The 19,849-nt window shown below is 62.2% G+C and carries 20 protein-coding genes; 1 reads left to right on the top strand and 19 read right to left on the bottom strand.

What is annotated here, in order from left to right; all coding sequences use genetic code 11:
* Window positions 1–5: 5 nt before the first annotated feature.
* The 18 genes from AACO21_RS11425 to AACO21_RS11340 all read right to left on the bottom strand — a co-directional run bounded on the left by AACO21_RS11425 (window position 6) and on the right by AACO21_RS11340 (window position 18,377).
* A complete protein-coding gene (locus AACO21_RS11425) occupies window positions 6–497 on the bottom strand; it encodes a CvpA family protein (RefSeq protein ID WP_346192643.1) in 492 nt (163 codons plus the stop codon).
* Entirely contained in the window at window positions 494–1,297 is an 804-nt protein-coding gene (locus AACO21_RS11420; protein ID WP_346192642.1) for an SPOR domain-containing protein, read from the bottom strand. The genes AACO21_RS11425 and AACO21_RS11420 overlap by 4 nt, the downstream gene beginning before the upstream one ends.
* Window positions 1,298–1,299: 2 nt before the next feature.
* On the bottom strand, window positions 1,300–2,610 hold the full coding sequence (gene folC / locus AACO21_RS11415) for a bifunctional tetrahydrofolate synthase/dihydrofolate synthase (protein ID WP_346192641.1): 1,311 nt from the start codon (window positions 2,608–2,610) through the stop codon (window positions 1,300–1,302).
* Window positions 2,607–3,476, bottom strand: a complete 870-nt coding sequence (gene accD, locus AACO21_RS11410) for an acetyl-CoA carboxylase, carboxyltransferase subunit beta (protein WP_346192640.1) — start codon at window positions 3,474–3,476, stop codon at window positions 2,607–2,609. Before accD ends, folC begins: the two co-directional genes overlap by 4 nt.
* On the bottom strand, window positions 3,473–4,279 hold the full coding sequence (gene trpA, locus AACO21_RS11405; protein ID WP_346192639.1) for a tryptophan synthase subunit alpha: 807 nt from the start codon (window positions 4,277–4,279) through the stop codon (window positions 3,473–3,475). The genes accD and trpA overlap by 4 nt, the downstream gene beginning before the upstream one ends.
* Window positions 4,279–5,484, bottom strand: a complete 1,206-nt coding sequence (gene trpB / locus AACO21_RS11400; RefSeq protein ID WP_346192638.1) for a tryptophan synthase subunit beta — start codon at window positions 5,482–5,484, stop codon at window positions 4,279–4,281. Before trpB ends, trpA begins: the two co-directional genes overlap by 1 nt.
* Before the next feature lie 127 nt (window positions 5,485–5,611).
* Window positions 5,612–6,250 (bottom strand): phosphoribosylanthranilate isomerase, encoded by a 639-nt coding sequence (locus AACO21_RS11395; protein ID WP_346192724.1) that lies wholly within the window; start codon window positions 6,248–6,250, stop codon window positions 5,612–5,614.
* Window positions 6,241–7,029: a tRNA pseudouridine(38-40) synthase TruA gene (gene truA, locus AACO21_RS11390; protein ID WP_346192637.1), complete on the bottom strand. Its 789-nt coding sequence runs from the start codon at window positions 7,027–7,029 to the stop codon at window positions 6,241–6,243. Before truA ends, AACO21_RS11395 begins: the two co-directional genes overlap by 10 nt.
* A gap of 8 nt (window positions 7,030–7,037) precedes the next feature.
* Window positions 7,038–7,634 (bottom strand): hypothetical protein, encoded by a 597-nt coding sequence (locus AACO21_RS11385; protein WP_346192636.1) that lies wholly within the window; start codon window positions 7,632–7,634, stop codon window positions 7,038–7,040.
* Between the two features lie 65 nt (window positions 7,635–7,699).
* On the bottom strand, window positions 7,700–10,774 hold the full coding sequence (locus tag AACO21_RS11380) for a FimV/HubP family polar landmark protein (protein WP_346192635.1): 3,075 nt from the start codon (window positions 10,772–10,774) through the stop codon (window positions 7,700–7,702).
* A 158-nt stretch (window positions 10,775–10,932) separates the two neighbouring features.
* Complete coding sequence (gene asd / locus AACO21_RS11375) at window positions 10,933–12,066, bottom strand: aspartate-semialdehyde dehydrogenase (protein ID WP_346192634.1); 1,134 nt, start codon at window positions 12,064–12,066, stop codon at window positions 10,933–10,935.
* A gap of 51 nt (window positions 12,067–12,117) precedes the next feature.
* Window positions 12,118–13,176, bottom strand: coding sequence for a 3-isopropylmalate dehydrogenase (gene leuB, locus AACO21_RS11370; protein WP_346192633.1), 1,059 nt, complete (start codon window positions 13,174–13,176; stop codon window positions 12,118–12,120).
* Between the two features lie 19 nt (window positions 13,177–13,195).
* Entirely contained in the window at window positions 13,196–13,834 is a 639-nt protein-coding gene (gene leuD / locus AACO21_RS11365) for a 3-isopropylmalate dehydratase small subunit (protein WP_346192632.1), read from the bottom strand.
* Between the two features lie 8 nt (window positions 13,835–13,842).
* The gene (locus AACO21_RS11360; protein ID WP_346192631.1) at window positions 13,843–13,971 is read right to left on the bottom strand and encodes an entericidin A/B family lipoprotein; all 129 of its coding nucleotides are present in this window, start codon (window positions 13,969–13,971) and stop codon (window positions 13,843–13,845) included.
* Window positions 13,972–13,985: 14 nt separating this feature from the next.
* Window positions 13,986–15,392, bottom strand: coding sequence for a 3-isopropylmalate dehydratase large subunit (gene leuC, locus AACO21_RS11355; RefSeq protein ID WP_346192630.1), 1,407 nt, complete (start codon window positions 15,390–15,392; stop codon window positions 13,986–13,988).
* 33 nt (window positions 15,393–15,425) lie between these two features.
* Window positions 15,426–16,613 (bottom strand): major facilitator superfamily domain-containing protein 6, encoded by a 1,188-nt coding sequence (locus AACO21_RS11350; protein ID WP_346192629.1) that lies wholly within the window; start codon window positions 16,611–16,613, stop codon window positions 15,426–15,428.
* 36 nt (window positions 16,614–16,649) lie between these two features.
* On the bottom strand, window positions 16,650–17,753 hold the full coding sequence (aroC, locus tag AACO21_RS11345; RefSeq protein ID WP_346192628.1) for a chorismate synthase: 1,104 nt from the start codon (window positions 17,751–17,753) through the stop codon (window positions 16,650–16,652).
* A gap of 177 nt (window positions 17,754–17,930) precedes the next feature.
* A complete protein-coding gene (locus AACO21_RS11340) occupies window positions 17,931–18,377 on the bottom strand; it encodes a CBS domain-containing protein (RefSeq protein ID WP_346192627.1) in 447 nt (148 codons plus the stop codon).
* Window positions 18,378–18,650: 273 nt separating this feature from the next.
* On the opposite strand from AACO21_RS11340, the gene AACO21_RS11335 reads away from it, so the two are divergent.
* Window positions 18,651–18,956, top strand: coding sequence for a transcriptional regulator (locus tag AACO21_RS11335; protein WP_346192626.1), 306 nt, complete (start codon window positions 18,651–18,653; stop codon window positions 18,954–18,956).
* A 30-nt stretch (window positions 18,957–18,986) separates the two neighbouring features.
* Here the strand turns inward: AACO21_RS11335 and AACO21_RS11330 are convergent, their stop codons facing one another.
* Window positions 18,987–19,823 carry a radical SAM protein gene (locus AACO21_RS11330; protein WP_346192625.1) on the bottom strand — a complete coding sequence of 279 codons (837 nt, stop codon included), beginning with the start codon at window positions 19,821–19,823 and terminating at the stop codon, window positions 18,987–18,989.
* Window positions 19,824–19,849 lie beyond the last annotated feature (26 nt).

The raw sequence follows: 19,849 nt of genomic DNA, 5'->3' as shown, positions 1-19,849 counted from the left end.
CCTGCTTAACTGAATCGAATTCGTTTTGCCAGCTCATCCGGCAGCCAGATCTTGGCCACCATCACAGCTGTCTCAAGGGGCTTGGCCAGCGTCGCCTCGCGCCACCAAGCTTGCTGCGGCGCAGCGGTCATGCCGCCCAGCCCCACCAGCACCATGGTCACGAGCACACCGCGCACCAAACCGAAAATCATGCCCAACAGGCGGTCCGACATGGACAGCCCAAGGGCCTTGACCATGCTTTTCACCACCATGCGCACCAAGGCCATGGCCACCAGGACGCCGATAAAAATCACGACACAGCCGGCGAGTGTTCGCATCGCCGGATCATTGATCCCATTGAACAGCGCTTCGCCGACGACACCACCAAACTCGATGGCTGCAAACAAGGCCAGCGCCCAGGCGAGCAAGGCAATGATTTCACCGACCACGCCCCGCCACAGCCCGAACAGCAGGGAGAGGCCGATCACGCCGATCACGGTGTAATCAAAATAGGTCATGGTTTGGCGGCCACGACGCCGGAAACGCCGATACGCTGCATTTTCTCAAGCGCCTTGTCAGCCGCTTCGCGGTTCGGGAATGGCCCCGCCCGCACGCGTGTCTTCTTGCCTTGCGGCGTATCGAGGGTCTCGCTGAAAGTCTTGATCCCCAACTCACCCAGCTTGGTCTTGATCGTCTTGACGTTGGCTTCGTTGGCAAAGGCACCGATCAGGATCAGATGCTCCCCGCCCTTGGCGGCAGGCTTGGCCTCTGCACCACCGGCCAGAATCGCTGCGGCGCGCTTGGCATCTTCAGCAGACTTCTCCTTCTTTTCAACCGGCTTTTCAGCGGCTTTTTCCGCCGGCTTTTTCTCGGCAGTTTTGTCCGCCGGTTTCGCAGGCGGCTTCTCTGCTGCTTTTTCCGGGGCTTTCTCGACCGGCTTTTCCGGCTTTACGGCCGGTTTTTCCTGCCCCTGCTCGCGAGAAGACTCAATCACCCGTGCCGTCGGCGCAACCGGTGGTGCGACCGAGGGGGCAACGGGTGCCACCGGGGCAGCAGCGGGCATTGGCGCTGCAGGACGCGCCGGCGGCGCCGATTCGGGCGGCGACGGCACATCGACCGGCGCAGCGGCAAACTTGGGCGCAAAGGGCTTCTCGTCCTGGCCGGGAATGCGAATCTCGACGTCCTGGACAGCCTGACGAGGCTCGTTATCCATCACCATGGGCAGGACCACGGCCACGAGGGAGGCGAAGAACACGGCCCCCACCAGGCGGCGGCGGGCGCGCTTCTTGATTTGCTGCTGGACGTCGCTGTCTTCCATGATCAGGCTGTTTTGCCGAGCGCAGTAAGTGCCCCGGCAACCGTGTAGAAGGAACCAAAGGCGACAATTCTATCACTTTCACCGGCTGCCCCCTTGGCTGCCCGCATGGCGGCCTCCGGCGAGTCGTAAGTGTGAATGTCCCCGCCAAGCCCGGCATCGCGAATCACCGCGGCCAGCGCTTCGGCTGTCGTACCCCGCGGACCGGCCAGCGTCGCAAGGTGCCAGTGATCGATCCGCGCCTTGAGGGGCTGCAGGGAGCCCGCAATATCCTTGTCGGCCAGCATGCCGAGCACGGCATGCGTACGATCGAAAAAGCCCATATTGGAGAGGTTGACCGCCAGCACACCCACCGCCTGCGGGTTATGCCCGACATCCAGCACGATGGCCGGTTTGCCCGGCACCACCTGAAAACGGCCGGTCAGTTCCGTCTCGATCAAGCCGGGGCGAATGGCCTGCATGGTCACCGGCAATCGGTCGGCAATCGCTTCCAGTGCGGCCAGTGCCACCGCCGCGTTGTACAACTGGGTCGGCCCACGCAAGCCCGGATAGGCCAGGGCGCGCCGCGTCAGCTGGCCGTCCTGGTTGCACCACCAACGCCATTGCAGGCGGTTTTCCGCCGCTTCGGCCGCCGGGCGCTCAAAGCCAAAATCGCGGCCGATCAAGCGCAGATCGGCACCGATGGTTGCGGCATGATCAATCAGACGCTGCGGCGGATTGGGATCGGCACAGAACGCCGGTTTGCCGGCGCGGTAGATCCCGGCCTTTTCAAAACCGATCGATTCACGATCCGGCCCCAGCCAATCGGTGTGATCGAGGGCGATCCCGGTCACGATGGAAACATCCGGTTCATAGATGTTGACCGCATCCAGCCGACCGCCCAGCCCGACTTCGAGGACGACGGCCTCGACACCGGCTTCGGCAAAGACTTCCCACGCCGCCAGGGTGCCGAATTCGAAATAGGTCAGACTGACCTCGCCCGCCGCCAGGCGGGCAGCTTCGACACGCGCAAAGGCAGCGCACAAGGCGGCATCGCTGACCGGCACGCCATTGAGACGCACACGTTCGTTGTACGCCAGGATGTGCGGCGAGCTGTAGCAGCCAACGCGATAGCCGGCACGATCAATGATGTTGGCCAGATAGGCGCAGGTCGAGCCCTTGCCATTCGTGCCGCCCACCGTGATCAGCGGACAGAACTCGGTCTGCCCGAGCGCCGCCTTGACTAGGCGGATGCGATCCAGGCCCAGCTCGATGCCGGCCTGCCCCTTGGGATGCAGGCCCTCGAGATGGGCCAGCCAGTCGTTCAGTGTTTTCAAGCGGCAGCCGGCAGTTTTTGCAACAGAGCGAGCAGTTTGGCAACCTGGTCACGCAGTTCGCGACGGTCGACAATCATGTCGATGGCGCCCTTTTCGAGCAGGAATTCAGAACGCTGGAAGCCTTCCGGCAGCTTTTCGCGCACGGTCTGCTCGATCACGCGCGGCCCGGCAAAGCCGATCAGCGCGTTCGGCTCGGCAATCACCACGTCGCCCACGAAGGCGAAGGAGGCGGAAACGCCGCCCATGGTCGGATCGGTCAGGATCGAAATGAAGGGCTGCCCGGCTTCGGAGAGCTTGGTCAGGGCGGCCGTGGTCTTCGCCATCTGCATCAGCGAGAAGAGGCCTTCCTGCATGCGCGCACCGCCGGAAGCCGTGACGCAGATGAAAGGCATCTTGTTTTCGATGGCCACCTGCACGCCGCGCACAAAGCGCTCGCCGAGCACGGAGCCCATGGAGCCGCCCATGAAGTCGAATTCAAAGGCAGCGGCCACGACCGGCATGGTCTTGATCGCGCCCTGCAGGACCACCAGCGAATCCGATTCGCCGGAAGCGGCATTGGCTTCCATCAGACGATCCGGGTACTTCTTGGAATCCTTGAATTTCAGGGTGTCGACCGGCACCACCTCGGCACCGATCTCGAAACGGCCTTCGCCATCGAGCAGCACATCAAGACGCTGGCGGGCATTCAGGCGGTGATGATGACCGCACTTCGGGCAAACCTGCAGGTTGTTTTCCAGATCGGTCGCATAGAGCACCGCCTCGCAGGACGGGCATTTGCTCCACAGGCCTTCCGGCAGGTTGGTCTTGCGCTGCGAGCCTTGCTCGCGCTTGATTTTGGGGGGAAGGAGCTTGTTCAGCCAACTCATGCTTTTACCTCATCCATGCCCCGACGAAGATCGGTGACCAGTGCCTTGACGTTGGCACATGCGGTCTCCGGCGTGGAGCGTTCAATTTCTTCGATGATGCGGCTTCCGACGACCACCGCATCGGCAAAGCCGGCAATGCGGCGGGCCGTCTGGGCATCGCGGATGCCAAAGCCGACCCCGACCGGCAAGCCGGTCTGTTCGCGGATGGACGGCAGGCGCTCGGCCACCGCATCGACATTCAAAGCCCCCGAACCGGTCACGCCGGCCAGAGAGACGTAATAGACATAGCCGCTCGCAATGCGCGCCACCTGGGCGATACGCTCGGCATTCGAGGTCGGCGCAATCAGGAAGATCGGATCCATGCCCCGGGCCTGCATGGCCGCACCGAAGGACTCTGCCTCCTCAGGCGGATAATCGACCACCAGCACGCCATCGACACCGGATTGCGCGGCTTTTTCGGCAAACACGTCGAGACTCATGGCTTCGATCGGGTTGGCATAGCCCATCAGGACAACCGGCGTGGCATCGTTTTCGGCGCGGAAGCGGGCGACCAGCTGCAGCACCTTGCGCAGGGTCATGCCCTTGGCGAGCGCACGCTCGGACGCACGCTGGATGGTCGGACCGTCGGCCATCGGGTCGGAGAATGGTACGCCGAGTTCGATGATGTCAGCGCCGGCTTCGACCAGGGCATGCATCAGGGGCACGGTCAGATCAGCGTCCGGATCGCCGGCGGTGATAAACGGAATCAGCGCCTTGCGGCCTTCGCCATTGAGGCGCTGGAAAGCTTTTTGAATGCGCGACATCAGAACTGGATCCCCGATTTTTCGGCCACGGTATGCATGTCCTTGTCACCCCGGCCGGAGAGGTTGACCAGCAGAATCTTGTCCTTGGCGAGGGTCGGCGCCAGCTTCATGGCGTAAGCCAGCGCATGGCTGGATTCGAGCGCCGGGATGATGCCTTCGAGGCGACACAGATCGTGGAAGGCCTTGAGGGCTTCATCGTCCTTGATCGGCTGGTATTCGGCACGGCCAAGGTCTTTCAGCCAGGCATGCTCGGGACCGACGCCCGGATAATCGAGGCCGGCCGACACGGAATGGGTTTCGATGATCTGGCCGTTTTCGTCCTGCAGGAGGTAGGTCCGGTTGCCATGCAGCACCCCCGGCACACCGGCAGTCAGCGAAGCGGCATGCTTGCCGGACTCAACGCCCTCGCCCGCCGCTTCAACGCCGATCAGGCGGACACCCGGCACATCGATGTACGGGTAGAAGATGCCCATCGCGTTGGAACCACCGCCGACGGCAGCAATCACCGCATCCGGCTGACGCCCGGCCATCTCCGGCATCTGTTCGAGGCACTCCTCGCCGATGATTTTCTGGAAATCGCGAACCAGCATCGGATAGGGGTGCGGCCCCGCCACGGTGCCGATGATGTAGAAGGTATTGTGGATGTTGGTGACCCAGTCGCGCATCGCTTCGTTGAGCGCATCCTTCAGGGTCTTCGAGCCACTTTCAACCGGCACGACGGTCGCGCCGAGCAGCTTCATGCGATAGACGTTGGCGGCCTGACGACGCACATCCTCGGCGCCCATATAGACCACGCATTCGAAACCGTAGCGTGCCGCCACCGTCGCCGTCGCCACACCGTGCTGGCCGGCACCGGTTTCGGCGATGACGCGCGGCTTGCCCATGCGCTTGGCGAGCAGGGCCTGGCCGATGCAGTTGTTCACCTTGTGCGCGCCGGTGTGGTTCAGGTCTTCACGCTTCAGGTAGATCTGCGCACCGCCGCACACCTCGGAGAGGCGCTTGGCGTGGTAAATCGGCGACGGACGGCCGACAAAATGCTTGAGTTCGTAGTCGTATTCGGCACGGAAAGCCGGGTCGGCCTGCGCGGCAGCGTAGGCGGCCTTCAGTTCATCCAGCGCGCCAAACAGGGTTTCGGCGACGAATACACCGCCATAGGGACCGAAATGGCCTTTGGCATCAGGAAAAGCATACGGGGTTTGGGACATGGCAATCTCTCTGCAAAAACGGGGAAGGGACAAATGCGGGCACGCATCCCGGTTCAGGGATGATTCGCCAGATGGCGTCGCCAACAGGTCCGGGTGATACCCCCCGCCGATTTCCGCATAAAACTTTCTATCCTTCGCTGCCCGCCTTGTCGCCCGCCCGAACGGCAGACACGAAAGCGCGCATCTTGTCGTGATCCTTGATGCCTTTGCTCATTTCCACCCCGGACGAGACGTCAACCGCGACCGGATGGACCCGCTGGATTGCATCGCCGACATTGCCGACGGTCAACCCGCCCGAGAGCACCAAAAAGCCCGGCAGATCAGGCGGAATCAGCGTCCAGTCAAAAACATGGCCGCCGCCGCCGTAGCCTTCGACAAAGGCATCCAGCAACAGGCCCCGGGCATCCGGGAACGAGCGGGCGAATTCTACCAGATCAAGCCCCGGCCTCACGCGCGCAGCCCGGATATAAGGCCTTGAAAACTGGCGACAATAGGCAGCATCTTCATCGCCATGGAACTGCAAGAGGCTGATCGGCACCTGCGCGCAGGTCTCGAGTACCGCTTCCGGCGCGGCATTCACGAAGAGGCCAACCACCTCGACAAAGGGCGGAATACGCCGCGTGAGTTCAGCCGCCCGCGCCGGCGTGACGTAGCGCGGGCTTTCCGGATAGAAGACAAAACCGAGCGCATCCGCCCCGGCGGCCACGGCCGCCTCGACATCGGCCTCACGGGTGAGCCCGCAGATCTTGATTCTCGTCATCGCAATACCGCATCCAGAAAATCATCGGCCGGGTCGGGCAAGCCCCAGTGCGGCTCATACACCGGCCCGCGAAAATACAAGCCATCCGGCGAAAAGGTCGGCGCCGCCAGCTTGCGATCCTTCATTTCAAAAAGCGCATCCACCCAACTGGCCGGCTGCGCCCCTTTGCCGACATAGACCAGCGTCCCGACCAGATTGCGCACCATGTGATGCAGAAAAGCGGTTGCCTCGAAATCGAAGACAAACAGATCGCCGAACTGACGCACGTCGGCCCGCTGCATGGTCTTGATCGGCGACTTGGCCTGACACTCGGCGGCACGGAACGCGGAAAAATCATGCTCGCCGAGCAGTCGACCGCAGGCATCCTGCATGGCGGCCAGATCGAGCGTGCCATGAAACCAGCCCATCCGCCCCTGCCAGAGACCGGGACGCTGCGGGCGATTGAGCAGGAGATAGCGATAACGACGGCCGCGCGCCGAAAAGCGGGCGTGAAATTCGTCGCTCACCGACTGCGCCCAGCGCACCGCGACACCGTCCGGCAATTGTGTGTTGACGCCGCGCACCCAGGCCGTCAGCGGACGCTCGACCGGGGCGTCGAAATGCACGACCTGCTGGGTGGCATGCACGCCGGCATCGGTCCGTCCGGCACACAGGGTGGCAACCGGCTGCCCGGCAATGGTGGCCAGCGCCTTTTCCAGCGCGTCCTGCACGGTGCCCCCGCCGGCCTGGCTTTGCCAGCCCCGGAAACGCGAGCCGAAATATTCAACGCCCAGTGCGATTCGCATCTCCGCACTCACCACAGCACCACACCGAATACCATGCCACTCCCCAGCAAAACGCCCAGTGTATCCCGAGTCCGCCAGGCTGGCAGATCGATTTTGACCGTCTCCGGCCCGTCGACCGGCGGCAAGGCGCCTTGCAAGATGGCCCGCCAGTCGCTCCCCCGGTGGGCGTGCTGCTGATGATCGAGCACCAGCGACAAGCGGACCACAAAAGGCGCCGTATCGATGCCCAGGGAGCGCAAAGGCAGACACAGCCCCCACAGGGCAGCCACCAGACTATCCCGTCCGAGCGTTGCAAACAAGCCGGCCAGTAAACCCAGCATGAGCACCAAGCGGGCCGCCTGCAGGCTGGCTTCACGCAACCCCTGCTCGGTGGGTGCCCAGGCCTGGTCGAGCCAGGCATCGCCCGGCGTGTTGAACGCCAGGATCAACCACAGCGTCAGCAGCAACCAACGGGAACGTCGGATATATCCCCACCAGGCCGGCAGGATGGCCGGTCGCACCAAGGCGATCAGCACCGCGAGGCCAAGCAGCCCCACCCCGCTCAGGGCTTGCACGGCAAGCACGATGAACAGCCAGATCAGAAGATGGGCGGCAGGATGCACCAAGACAGTCCCCAAAAGCACACAGCCCCTTACGGGGCCGTGTCACGGATCAATACAAGGCGGCTATTTTAACCGCCGATGCGATCCAGAATGGTACGGGCCTGCTCGACGAGGTCCGTACTGCCCTCCCCGATCACTTCCTGAAGCAGTTCGCGAGCACCGTCGAGATCGCCCATCTCTTCATAGGCCTTGGCCAGATCGAGTTTGGTATTGACCTCTTCCCACTGCGCATCGCGCTCGACCGGCGCGGCCTCGGCAGCATTTGGCGCAACATCCGGCGCAACATCCGACGCAACATCGGGCAAGGCGTCTGCGGGCATCGGCTCGGCAGTTGCGGACGGTGCATCCAGATCCAGGTTGATACTCCCCAGATCCACCTCGGGCTTGCCCGGCTCACCCAGGAAGACAGAGTCGGAAAGATCGACGTCGAAATCGATCTCCTCGGCCGACGCGGCCCCCTCGGAGGCCGGCACAGGCTCGGACTGCGGCATGACCAGATCGTCCAGAGGCACGGCAGCCGGCGGCGGAATATCCAACGGCTCGGGCGGTGCATCCAGCGGTTTGGAAAGGTCGAGATCGAAGTCGATGGCCGTGCCGATATCCGGCAAGGTCGCCACATTCACATCGTCAGCATCCAGCGCGGAGGTATCGACAGACTCGCCGCCCGGCTGCCCGGGCTCCGAAACGGACAAGGGTTCGCTGATAGCCGGCTCTTCGCTGACCGCCGGGATGTCGAGTTCAAAATCAAAAGCCTCATCGGCCGGCGCGCTGACCGGTTCGACAACCGGCGCCGGCACTTCGATCTCGGCCGGTGCCTCGACCGCTGCGGTCAACGCCTCACCGAGGTCGAAATCCAGACTCTGCAGATCCTCGCCGCGCTCCTGCATGTCGGCACGGACCTGGCTCAGGGTTTGCGTATCAACGAGCGAAGCAGGCGGCGGTTCGTAAGCCAGCGGCGATTCCGGCAACGATGTCGGGACAAAGGGCTCAGGTTCGAGCGCGGGCAGTTCGGGCTCGCCCGCCAGCGCTTCCGCCATCGGCGGAGGCGCAAGGTCAGCTGGCGGTTCAGCCAGGGCAGCGGCAAATACCGCTGCGGGCGCAGCAATCAGGGTGGCATCTGCGGCAAACGGGGATTGCGTGGCCGTCGCACCAGAGAACAGAGGATTGGAAGGATCCAGTTGCGCGCCCATCTGGACGGCCTTGGCCCAATCCGGACCGACGCCACCGGTCAGCGCATACAACTCGCTGGCCAGGGTCTCGAACTGCTTCAGACTCTTGCGACCGGCATAGATTTCAAGCAACTTGACGTGAATGGCCGTACGACCCGGATCTTTCTGGAGCGCCTCGACCAGAATCTCCTCGGCCTGCGCGTCACGGCCATAGGCCATGTAAACATCGGCTTCAGCCACCGGATCGACATCATCGGTATCGATCGTGCCGGGGCCGGCCTGGCTGAACTCATTGGTCATCGGCGAGGTGTTGCCGGTGTCAACGCTTTGCCCGCCTGCATTGCGGAAGACCGAATTGGCCCCGAGCGCGTCCGAATTCGGCATGGCAGTTGTTGCCGGCGCCGGCGGCTGACGGCGACGACGGACCACGGCATAGGCACCCAGCAGCGCGGCGATGCCCGCCCCGCCCAGCAAGAGGGTAGGATCCTGCAGCATGCTGTCGAGCAGCCCCGGCTCTTCTTCCGGCTCGGCTTCGACCGGCGGCTTCGGCGGCACTGGTTTGGGCGCCTCTGCCACTTTGGGAGCTTCCGGCTTGGGCGGCTCCACCGCTTTCTCCGGCTCCGGCGCTGCCGGCTTGGCCGCTTCGGCAGGCAGCGCTTCCGGGGTCGCCGGCTTGGCCGACTCCGGCGCGACGACCAGCTTTTCTTCCGGTTTGATTTCCGGCTTCGGTTCCGGCTTCACTTCGTTTTTCTTTTGCGCCTGAAGATCAGCCAACTGCTGATTCTTCATGGACAACAAATTCTGCAGATCCCCCACATTCTTTTCGAGCAGGGAAACACGCTCCTGCGCTTCTTTCAGGGCGCGCTCTGCGGCGATCTTGTCTTCCGTGGCGGCGGCGGCTTTCGCAGCATCCTTCTTCGTATCCTCGGTCTTGGAAACCTTGACCTGGTCACGCACGGCATCCGCCGGCTTGGCCTTTTCCTCAGCCTTTGCCGTGATCTTTCCGGTGTCCTGCTGGGTCGCCGAGGCTTCACGCGGTGCGGCATTCCCCGCAGCCTGCGCCAGTTTCTGGCGATAGGCGTTCCAGTCGTTGGCTTGCGCCCGGAAAACCTTGCGTGCCTCATCGGCCGGAATGGCTTCAACCTCAGCCCGGTCCGGCAGCCCCAAAATCGCCCCGGTTTTCAGGCGATTCAGATTCTGACCGAGAAAAGCGGATTCATTGTGCCGGTAGAGGGCAACCAGCATCTGCTCCAGCGAGACACCATCGTATTGATGCGCCGCTGCAATTTTACCGAGCGTATCCCCGGTCTTGACCTGGATATCGCCTGCCTGCCCCCCTTCGGCAGGCACCGGCTTTTCCTTGACAGGCGGCTTGGATTTCGGCGCGGCATCCTCGTCAGCCGCCAGTTTGGCCGGCTTCTCACGCGGCGCTTTCGGTGCAGCAGCCACCTCGACCGCGGCAGAACGCGTTGGCACGACGGATGCGCTGCTCTTGATCCGCTCAGGGACCTTTGCTTCAGCCACCGAAATCTGCGGCGCTGCGCCTTTGGGTGTCAATTCCGGCGGGTCGAGCAGGAAAGTGTATTCACGGACGACACGCCCGGCCGGCCAGTTCAGCTCAACGAGAAAATCGAGGAAAGGCTCATTGATCGGCGCCGCCGTTGAGAGCTTCAAGACCGCAGTACCATTTGCCCGTTTCTCGATGGCAAAGCGCATGTCGCGCAAGGCGGGCACGAAATCAAGACCGGACTGTTTGAAAACCTCGATGGGTGCCAGGCGCGCGGCCATCCCCATCAGTTCCTCACGATCCGCCCCCAACTCAACCTCGGCTCGCAGGGGTTGCCCCAGGCCCGAGAGGACGGTCAACTTACCCAGACTGGCCGCTTCGCCAAGAAGGGGCAACAAGGATAGACAGGAAGCGACAGCCAACGTGGCTGCGCGTTTTCTGAAGGGATAACGGGTAGTGTCACTCACGGCAAAAACCCAGAGCATCAAAAGGGGAGTTTCAAATTAACATCATGGACTTAGCAATGCAAGCTAAACCCGCTTCTCAGTAAGGGCTAGGCAGAATCTGTCGCCGCAATGAAAAACGGGGCCGAAGCCCCGTTTTTGAAACAAAAAACCCAATCAAATCAGGCATCCAGCAGGATGCGCAGCATGCGGCGAAGCGGCTCGGCAGCGCCCCACAGCAGCTGATCGCCGCAGGTAAAGGCAGCCAAATATTCCGGACCCATGGCCATCTTGTGCAGACGACCGACCGGCACCGTCAGCGTACCAGTGACCGCAGCCGGGGTCAGTTCGCGCTCGGAAATCTCGCGATCGTTCGGCACGACCTTGGCCCACTGGTTGGCCTTGGCGAGCATGTCGGAGATTTCGTCCAGCGGCACATCCTTCTTCAGCTTGATGGTCAGGGCCTGGCTGTGGCAGCGCATCGCGCCGATACGAACGCACAGACCATCGATGGGGATCGAACCGGCCGAACGGAAGGCCGGCTTGCCGAGGATCTTGTTGCATTCGGCGCCGCCCTTCCATTCTTCCTTGGACTGGCCGTTTTCGTACGGCACGTCGATCCACGGGATCAGCGAACCGGCGAGCGGCGTGTTGCGGAAGTTCTTCTTCGGGAAGGCGTCGGAACGGATGGTTTCGGCGACCTTGCGATCGATGTCGAGAATGGCGGAAGCCGGATCGGCCAGCAGATCCTTGACGGAGTCGTGGATGACGCCCATCTGGGAGATCAGTTCACGCATATTCTGCGCGCCGGCGCCGGAGGCAGCCTGGTAGGTCATGGAGGTGGCCCACTCGACCAGATCGTTCTGGAACAGCCCACCCAGGCCCATCAGCATCAGAGAAACGGTGCAGTTGCCGCCAATCCAGTTCTTGCCGCCCTTGGCCAGGGAGTCCTTGATCACGTTCATGTTGACCGGATCAAGGATGATCACGGCATCATCAGCCATGCGCAGCGACGAAGCAGCGTCGATCCAGTGACCGTTCCAGCCGGCAGCGCGCAGCTTGGGGAAGACTTCCTTGGTGTAGTCGCCGCCCTGGCAGGTGATGATGATCTCGCAGGCCTTCAGGGCCTCGATGTTGGTCGCATCCTGCAGCGGCAGGGAGGCTTCCTTGCCACCGAATACCGGTGCCTTGCCGCCCGCGGCGGAGGTCGAGAAATAAACCGGATCGATATGGGCGAAATCACCCTCTTCCACCATGCGTTGCATCAGCACGGAGCCAACCATGCCACGCCAGCCAACCAGACCAACCTTCTTCATGACTTCTTCTCCAGATATAACTTGTATTTAACGCGCGAGCCGGGTTTTGGTTTACGCAGCCAGCGCGGCAAGCACGGCGTCGCCCATTTCGCGGGTGCCGACCTTGTTGGTACCGCGCTCGTAGATGTCGCCGGTGCGATAACCTTGAGCCAGCACCTTCTTGACGGCGTCTTCGATGCGCACAGCCTGCGCTTCAAGGTTGAAGGTGTAACGCAGCATCATCGCGGCGGACAGGATGGTGGCCAGCGGATTGGCCACGCCCTTGCCGGCGATGTCCGGCGCCGAACCATGCGACGGCTCGTAGAGGCCCTTGTTGTTCTGGTCCAGCGAAGCCGACGGCAGCATGCCGATCGAGCCGGTCAGCATCGAGGCTTCGTCGGACAGGATGTCGCCGAACATGTTGCCGGTCACCATCACGTCGAACTGCTTCGGTGCCTTGACCAACTGCATCGCGGCGTTGTCGACCAGCATGTGGCTGAGTTCGACATCGGGGTAATCCTTGCTCACCTCGATCATCACATCGCGCCAGAGCTGGGTGCATTCAAGCACGTTCATCTTGTCGACCGAGCACAGCTTCTTGTTGCGCTTCTGCGCAGCCTGGAAGGAAACGTGGGCGATGCGGCGGATTTCCGACTCGCTGTACACCATGGTGTTGAAACCGACGCGCTCGCCGTTTTCTTCACGCACACCGCGCGGCTGGCCGAAATAGATGTCGCCGGTCAGTTCGCGGACGATCAGGATATCGAGGCCGGCCACGACTTCGGGCTTCAGCGTCGAGGCGTTGGCCAGTTCCGGATACAGGATGGCCGGACGCAGGTTGGCGAACAGGTTGAGGTCCTTGCGGATGCCGAGCAGACCGCGCTCCGGACGCTGTTCGCGCGGCAGGCTGTCCCACTTCGGGCCACCGACGGCGCCGAGCAGGATGGCATCGGCTTCGCGCGCCAGCTTCTGGGTGGCTTCCGGGTAGGGGTTGCCGGTCGCGTCGACCGCACCGCCGCCCAGCAGGGCTTCTTCCATCTCGAACCTGAGATCCAGCGCCTTCAGGACACGAACGGCTTCAGCGGTGATTTCCGGACCGATGCCGTCACCCGGCAAAACACAAATCTTCATGGTGTATTCCTCTTGTTTCTCAGGCGAACAGCCAGGGCTGCTCGGTACGGCGCTTGTCTTCGAAGGCCTTGATCTTGTCTGCGTGGCGCAGGGTCAGGCCGATATCGTCCCAGCCGTTGAGCAGGCATTCCTTGCGGAAGGGGTCGACCTGGAAAGCCACCGCATGGCCATCCGGGCGGATCACTTGCTGCGCCGGCAGATCAACCACCAGCTTGTAACCCGGCGTTGCCGCGATCTGTTGCACGATGGCCTCGACTTCGGCGGCGGGCAGCACGATCGGCAGAATGCCGTTCTTGAAGCAGTTGTTGAAGAAAATGTCGGCGAAGGATTCGGCGATGATGGCCTTGAACCCGTAGTCCAGCAGCGCCCAGGGCGCGTGCTCGCGGGAGCTACCGCAGCCGAAGTTGGCACGCGTGACGAGGATTTCGGCGCCCTGATAACGATCCTGGTTCAGGATGAAATCGGGGTTCTTCGGACGCTGGGAACAATCTTGCCCCGGCTCACCGACATCCAGATAGCGCCACTCGTCGAAAGCATTCGGGCCAAAGCCGGCACGCTTGATCGACTTCAGGAACTGCTTCGGAATGATGGCGTCGGTATCGACGTTGCTGCGATCCAGCGGCGCCACCAGGCCTTCGAGGCGAACAAACTTATCCATGGAAATCCTTACTTGGTGGCACGCTGGATGGCTTCGCCACCCTTCTCGATATCCTTGCCGATGCCTTGAACGGTATTACAGGCGGTCAGGGAGAGCAGCGCAGCAACGGTCAACGCCCAGGTAACGAGTTTTTTCATGATCATCTCCTGAATCAAAGGATGTCGCGGATATCCGCAAAATGTCCTGCAATCGCTGCAGCTGCAGCCATCGCGGGGCTGACCAGGTGCGTCCGGCCACCCGGGCCCTGACGACCTTCGAAGTTACGGTTGGAGGTGGAAGCACAACGCTCGCCCGGCTCCAGGCGGTCGGCGTTCATCGCCAGGCACATCGAGCACCCCGGCTCGCGCCACTCGAAACCGGCTGCCAGGAAGACCTTGTCCAGGCCTTCTTCTTCGGCCTGACGCTTGACCAGACCAGAGCCCGGCACGGCCAGCGCGAGCTTGACGTTGGCCGCCACTTTCTTGCCCTTGACGACGGCCGCCGCCTCGCGCAAATCCTCGATCCGCGAGTTGGTACACGAACCGATGAAGACCTTGTCGATGGCGATGCTGGCGATCGGGGTGTTGGGTGCCAGATCCATGTATTTGAGGGCACGTTCCATGCCTTCGCGCTTGACCGGATCGGCTTCCTTGGCCGGATCCGGCACCGTCGCGTCAACCGCGACGACCATCTCGGGCGAGGTGCCCCAGGTAACCTGCGGACGGATGTCCTCAGCCTTCAGCGTGATCACGCGATCGAATTGCGCACCGTCGTCAGAATGCAGCGTACGCCAGTAGGCGACGGCCTTTTCCCAGTTGTCGCCGGACGGCGAGAACGGGCGGCCCTTCAAATAATTGATCGTGTTGTCGTCGACCGCCACGAAGCCCATGCGCGCACCGCCTTCGATGGCCATGTTGCACAGGGTCATGCGACCTTCCATGGTCAGGCTGCGGATCGCGCTGCCACCGAACTCGATGGCGTAGCCCGTGCCGCCGGCCGTCCCGATGGCACCGATCACGGCCAGAGCCACATCCTTCGCGGTGACGCCCTTGCCGAGCTGGCCTTCAACGGCGATCAGCATGGTCTTGGATTTCTTCTGCACCAGGCACTGGGTCGCCAGCACATGCTCGACCTCGGAAGTGCCGATGCCGTGCGCCATGCAGGCGAAGGCGCCATGCGTGGAGGTGTGGGAGTCGCCGCAGACGACGGTCATGCCCGGCAGCGTGGCGCCGTTTTCCGGACCGACCACGTGCAGGATACCCATGCGCTGGTCCTTGAACGGGAAATAGGCCAGTGCGCCGACTTCACGGATGTTGGCATCCAGGGTTTCGACCTGGAGGCGGGAAATCGGGTCCTTGATGCCCTCTTCCCAATGATCCGTCGGCGTGTTGTGGTCCGGGGTCGACACGATGGACGACGGACGCCACGGTTTGCGACCGGCCAGTTTGAGGCCTTCGAAGGCCTGCGGGCTGGTCACTTCGTGCACGAGGTGACGATCAATATAAATCAGTGCCGTGCCGTCATCTTCCTGATGAACGACATGACTCTCCCAAAGCTTGTCGTAGAGGGTCTTCGCCATGAAACTTCGAATTGGGGGCTGGAAAGCTGACGATTATTGCACAGGATCGTCGTTTTTGACGCTTTCGGGACGGTCGACCGCCGGAGAATCAACGAACCAGCGCCAAAGCAGCCACCAACCGACCAGGGCAAAACCGGCCGCCAGGGTGTATGTCCAGCCCGCCCCCCAGTGATCCCAGGTCCGGCCGCTGATCAGCGCACCGAGCAAGCCGCCCGCACCAAAGGACAAGCTGGAATACAGCGCCTGCCCTCGGCCCTGGGATTTGCCGGTGAACCAGCGGTTGACCGCCGCAATCGCCGCAGCGTGATACGCCCCGAAGGTCAGGCCATGCAGGAGCTGCACCAGGATCACCACAGGCAGCGACCCCACGCCCCATCCCATCAAGACGAAGCGCAGCACCGCCGCCGCAAAGCTCGCGAGCAGAATCTGACGCAAGCTGAAACGTCGCGTCAGGCGCGCCATCAGCATGAAGACACAGATTTCCGCCAAAACCCCCAGCGACCAAAGCAGGCCGACGCCCGTCTTGGCGTAGCCATGGTCGGCAAGGTGAATGGAGAAAAAGACATAAAACGGCCCATGCGCGGCCGACATCGCAAAACAGGCGGCCATCAGGGCCAGAATGTGCGGCTGCCGCAAAATCCGGCCAATCGGCTGGGTCTCCTGCGGACTCGCCAGCGGGGGCGCTTCCGGCAAACTGAGGGCAAAGCCGAGGATTCCGACAAGCATGAAGCAGCACACCCAAAGCACCCCGCGCGGCGCCACGACATCAAGCAAGGCACCGGTGGCCAGCACCGCCACGATGAATCCCACCGAACCCCAGACCCGGATGCGGCTGTAGCGCAAGCGCTCTTCGCGCAAATGGTCGAAGGTCAGCGCTTCAACCAGCGGCAGGGCGGCACTCCAGAAGAAGGCGAGCAAGGCCATCGCGACCAGCATGCCGGACAGGCGATCCAGCCAGAAGAAGGCCATGAAGCCCAGCAGCGCGACCAGGGCGGCCAGCCGGATGATCGAGACACGGAAGCCAAAGCGGTCCGCCAGCGAGCCCCAGAGATATGGCCCGAACATCCGCATCAACTGCATTTGCGACATCAGGAGACCAATCTCCCAGGCCGACAGGCTCAGCGATTGCAGATACAGCCCGAAATACGGGGAAAAAGCGCCGAGAAAGGCGAAATAAACGAAGTAATAGCCGGAGAGGCGCCAGACGGGCAATGCATGCATCCGGTCATTTTACCGGATGCATGCAGTCAAGACGGCTCAGTCCGCGATCCGGCCCGGAATGCGCGGCGTGTCGCAGACCACATCGCCGCACTGGGCGCGGTGGCGCAAGGCATGGTCGATGAGAACCAGGGCCAGCATGGCTTCGGCAATCGGCGTTGCCCGGATGCCGACACAGGGATCGTGACGCCCCTGGGTGGCCACTTCGATCGGCTCGCCGGCCGCATTGATCGAACGACGTGCCTGGGCGATGGAGGAAGTCGGCTTGATCGCCATATTGACGACGATTTCCTGACCGGTCGAAATACCACCCAGAATGCCGCCCGCGTGATTGGAGGCAAAGCCCTGCGGCGTCAGTTCGTCGCCATGCTCGCTGCCGCGCTGGGCGACGGAGTCAAAGCCGGCACCGATCTCGACGCCCTTCACGGCATTGATGCCCATCATCGCGTAGGCGATTTCGGCATCCAGACGATCGAACACCGGCTCGCCCCACCCCGGCGGCACGCCCTGGGCGGTCACCGTGATGCGCGCGCCCACCGAATCCAGCGACTTGCGCAGGTTATCCATGTAGGTTTCAAGTTCCGGCACGATGGCGGCATTCGGCGCGAAGAAGGCGTTGCCATCAATGTCGTCGGCACTCACGAAGGGAATGTCGATCGGGCCGAGCGCACTCATCCAGCCGCGCACCGTGACGCCGTAGCGTTCCTTCAGCCACTTCTTGGCAATCGCACCCGCGGCGACGCGCACCGCCGTTTCGCGGGCGGAGGAACGCCCCCCGCCACGATAGTCGCGAAAACCGTATTTCTGGGTATAGCTGTAATCGGCGTGCCCCGGCCGGAAGGTCGTGGCGATATTGCCGTAATCCTTGCTGCGCTGATCCTGATTGCGGATCAGGAGGGCAATCGGCGTCCCGGTGGTTTTGCCTTCAAACACGCCGGAGAGAATTTCCACGGTATCCGGTTCGCGGCGCTGCGTCACATGCCGCGAGGTGCCCGGCTTGCGGCGATCCAGCTCTGCCTGAATATCCGCCTCGCTGATGGCCAGTCCCGGCGGGCAACCATCAACAATGCAGCCAATCGCTGCGCCATGGGATTCGCCGAATGAAGTAACGGTAAACAGGGTGCCAAAGGTATTGCCGGACATGGTCGATCGGGGCCGTTGGAGAAAGGCGCGATTCTAGCATGGCTCGGTTTTCGGCATTTTCCGGCGGTCGACCGCCGGAAAGGCGTCAATTTCACTTGCCCGGCGGCAATGCAACAGGGGCGCATCACGCGCCCCTGTTGCCTACCTGCTGACCTACCCAAGCACTGCCATGCAGGTTCAGCTGGCGGTTTCTTCCGGCCAGTTCTTGATGTAGCTCTTGAGCATCCGGTTCTCGAAGCTCTGCTCTTCCAGCACCGCCTTGGCCACGTCCAGGAAGGAAATCACGCCGAGCAGCACGCTGCCGTCCATCACCGGCAGGTAGCGCGAATGCTTGTCGATCATCAGACGGCGCAGGTCATTGGCATCCATGTCCGGGTAAGCGGTCACCGGCTCCCGCACCATGACGTCACCGATCAGGACATTTTCCGGATCGGTCTTGTGCTGCTTCATGGCCTGCATCACTTCGCGGAAGGTCAGCATGCCCACCATCTTGCCGGCCTGCATGACCACCAGCGAGCCGGCATCCAGGTCCGCCATGGTGTCGATGGCCGTCGCCAGGGTCTGTTCAGGGGTCGTGGTATAGAGCGTCCCGCCCTTCACACGGAGGATTTCACGTACCAGCATGGGTCAGTCTCCCAAATGATTTTTTATTCCCGGACCATCTTAGAGCATCACCGCAAAATCGGGAAGAGCCCGCCAAAATGATTGCAGGACAAGGCACTCGGAAAAATTAGCCCTGAAAAATGATGGACTTAGGGTATACCCGAGAAAAAAATTTATGGCAATAGCACTTGAAATACGTCATATCTGGATATACACTTGGTCATATGACCTAAGTCATACCGCTTTACGATGACCGGGTATATCCACGCCACCTGATTACGGAGAATGCATAAAATGAGCACTGTAAAGACCATCGAAAAGATTGACGCCCGTGAAATCCGCCGCAAGCTCGGCCTGAACCAGCAACAGTTCTGGTCCACCCTGGGCGTGACCCAGAGCGGCGGCTCCCGCTACGAAAGCGGCCGCAACATGCCGAAGCCGGTGCGCGAACTGCTCCGCCTCGTGCACGTCGAACAAGTCGACATCAAGTCGATCAAGCGTGAAGACTGGGAAGTCGTCGAGTACCTGAAGTCCCAGGAACCGGAACTGTTCAAGTCCCTGAAGAAGTCGGCTCGCAGCCACGCCAAGAAAGTGGCTTAATGCCGCGTCCCTGGCGGACGAAAACGGGCGTCACGGTGAAACCATCACCTTGATGCCCGTTTTTTTTATGATCTCGTCGGCAAAATCCTGCAGATCTTCCGCAGAGAGGCGCGACAGGCGCGGCGCAGCGGGCTGCATGGAAGGTCGCGCCAAACCATAGAGATGCACGCCGGCAAGACGCGCCGCCAAGGGTTTCAGGAGCGTACAGTAGGCCGCCCGTGCGGTGGCTGATGGTACTTCCCCATCCAGCGCAAACCAGCAGGTCTGAACCCAGGTCGGCGCCCGTTCAACCGAGATTTCCAGAGCCCGCCCGACGCGCTCCGCCGACCAGGGCACGCCGTTAATGTCGGCCACCGCATCGGGTTCGGCACGATCCAGCTTGAACCAGACCTCCCCGCCCAACTCGCCCAGACGCGCAATCCCCGCCTGCACCTCGGGGCGGTGCATCAAACTGCCGTTGGTAATCAAGCGCACGGGCAACTGACCGGCCAGACCATACGTCGCCATCACCCGCGCCACCACCGCCATCGCCTCGGCAAACTCGGGGGCGCTGGTGGGCTCGCCATTACCGGAAAAAGCCACATCCATCAGGCGGCGCGCGGTTTCCGGCACCGCCCGCTGCATGAAGTCGCCCTCCAGCACATCCTTGAGGAAAAAGCGCAATTCATCCTCGAGCAGCGCCAGATCAATCGGCGGCGGCCCGCCCCGGGTCAGCCCTTCGACCTGGCAATAGACACAGGCCCAATTGCAGGCATTGTTGGGATTGAGGTTGATCCCTACCGACACGCCGCCCGCCCGCCGCGACACGACGGGATAAACATAGCGAAGGCCGGCGCTGTCGCGGCGATGATCATCAGTGGTAAGCATGCCCCATTGTATAATTTCCAATTGCT

The organism is Dechloromonas sp. ZS-1 (assembly GCF_039649255.1).
Classification (GTDB): Bacteria; Pseudomonadota; Gammaproteobacteria; order Burkholderiales; family Rhodocyclaceae; genus Azonexus.
Note: the sequence above shows the minus strand (reverse complement) of the source record. Positions and strands in the feature narration are given on the sequence as shown.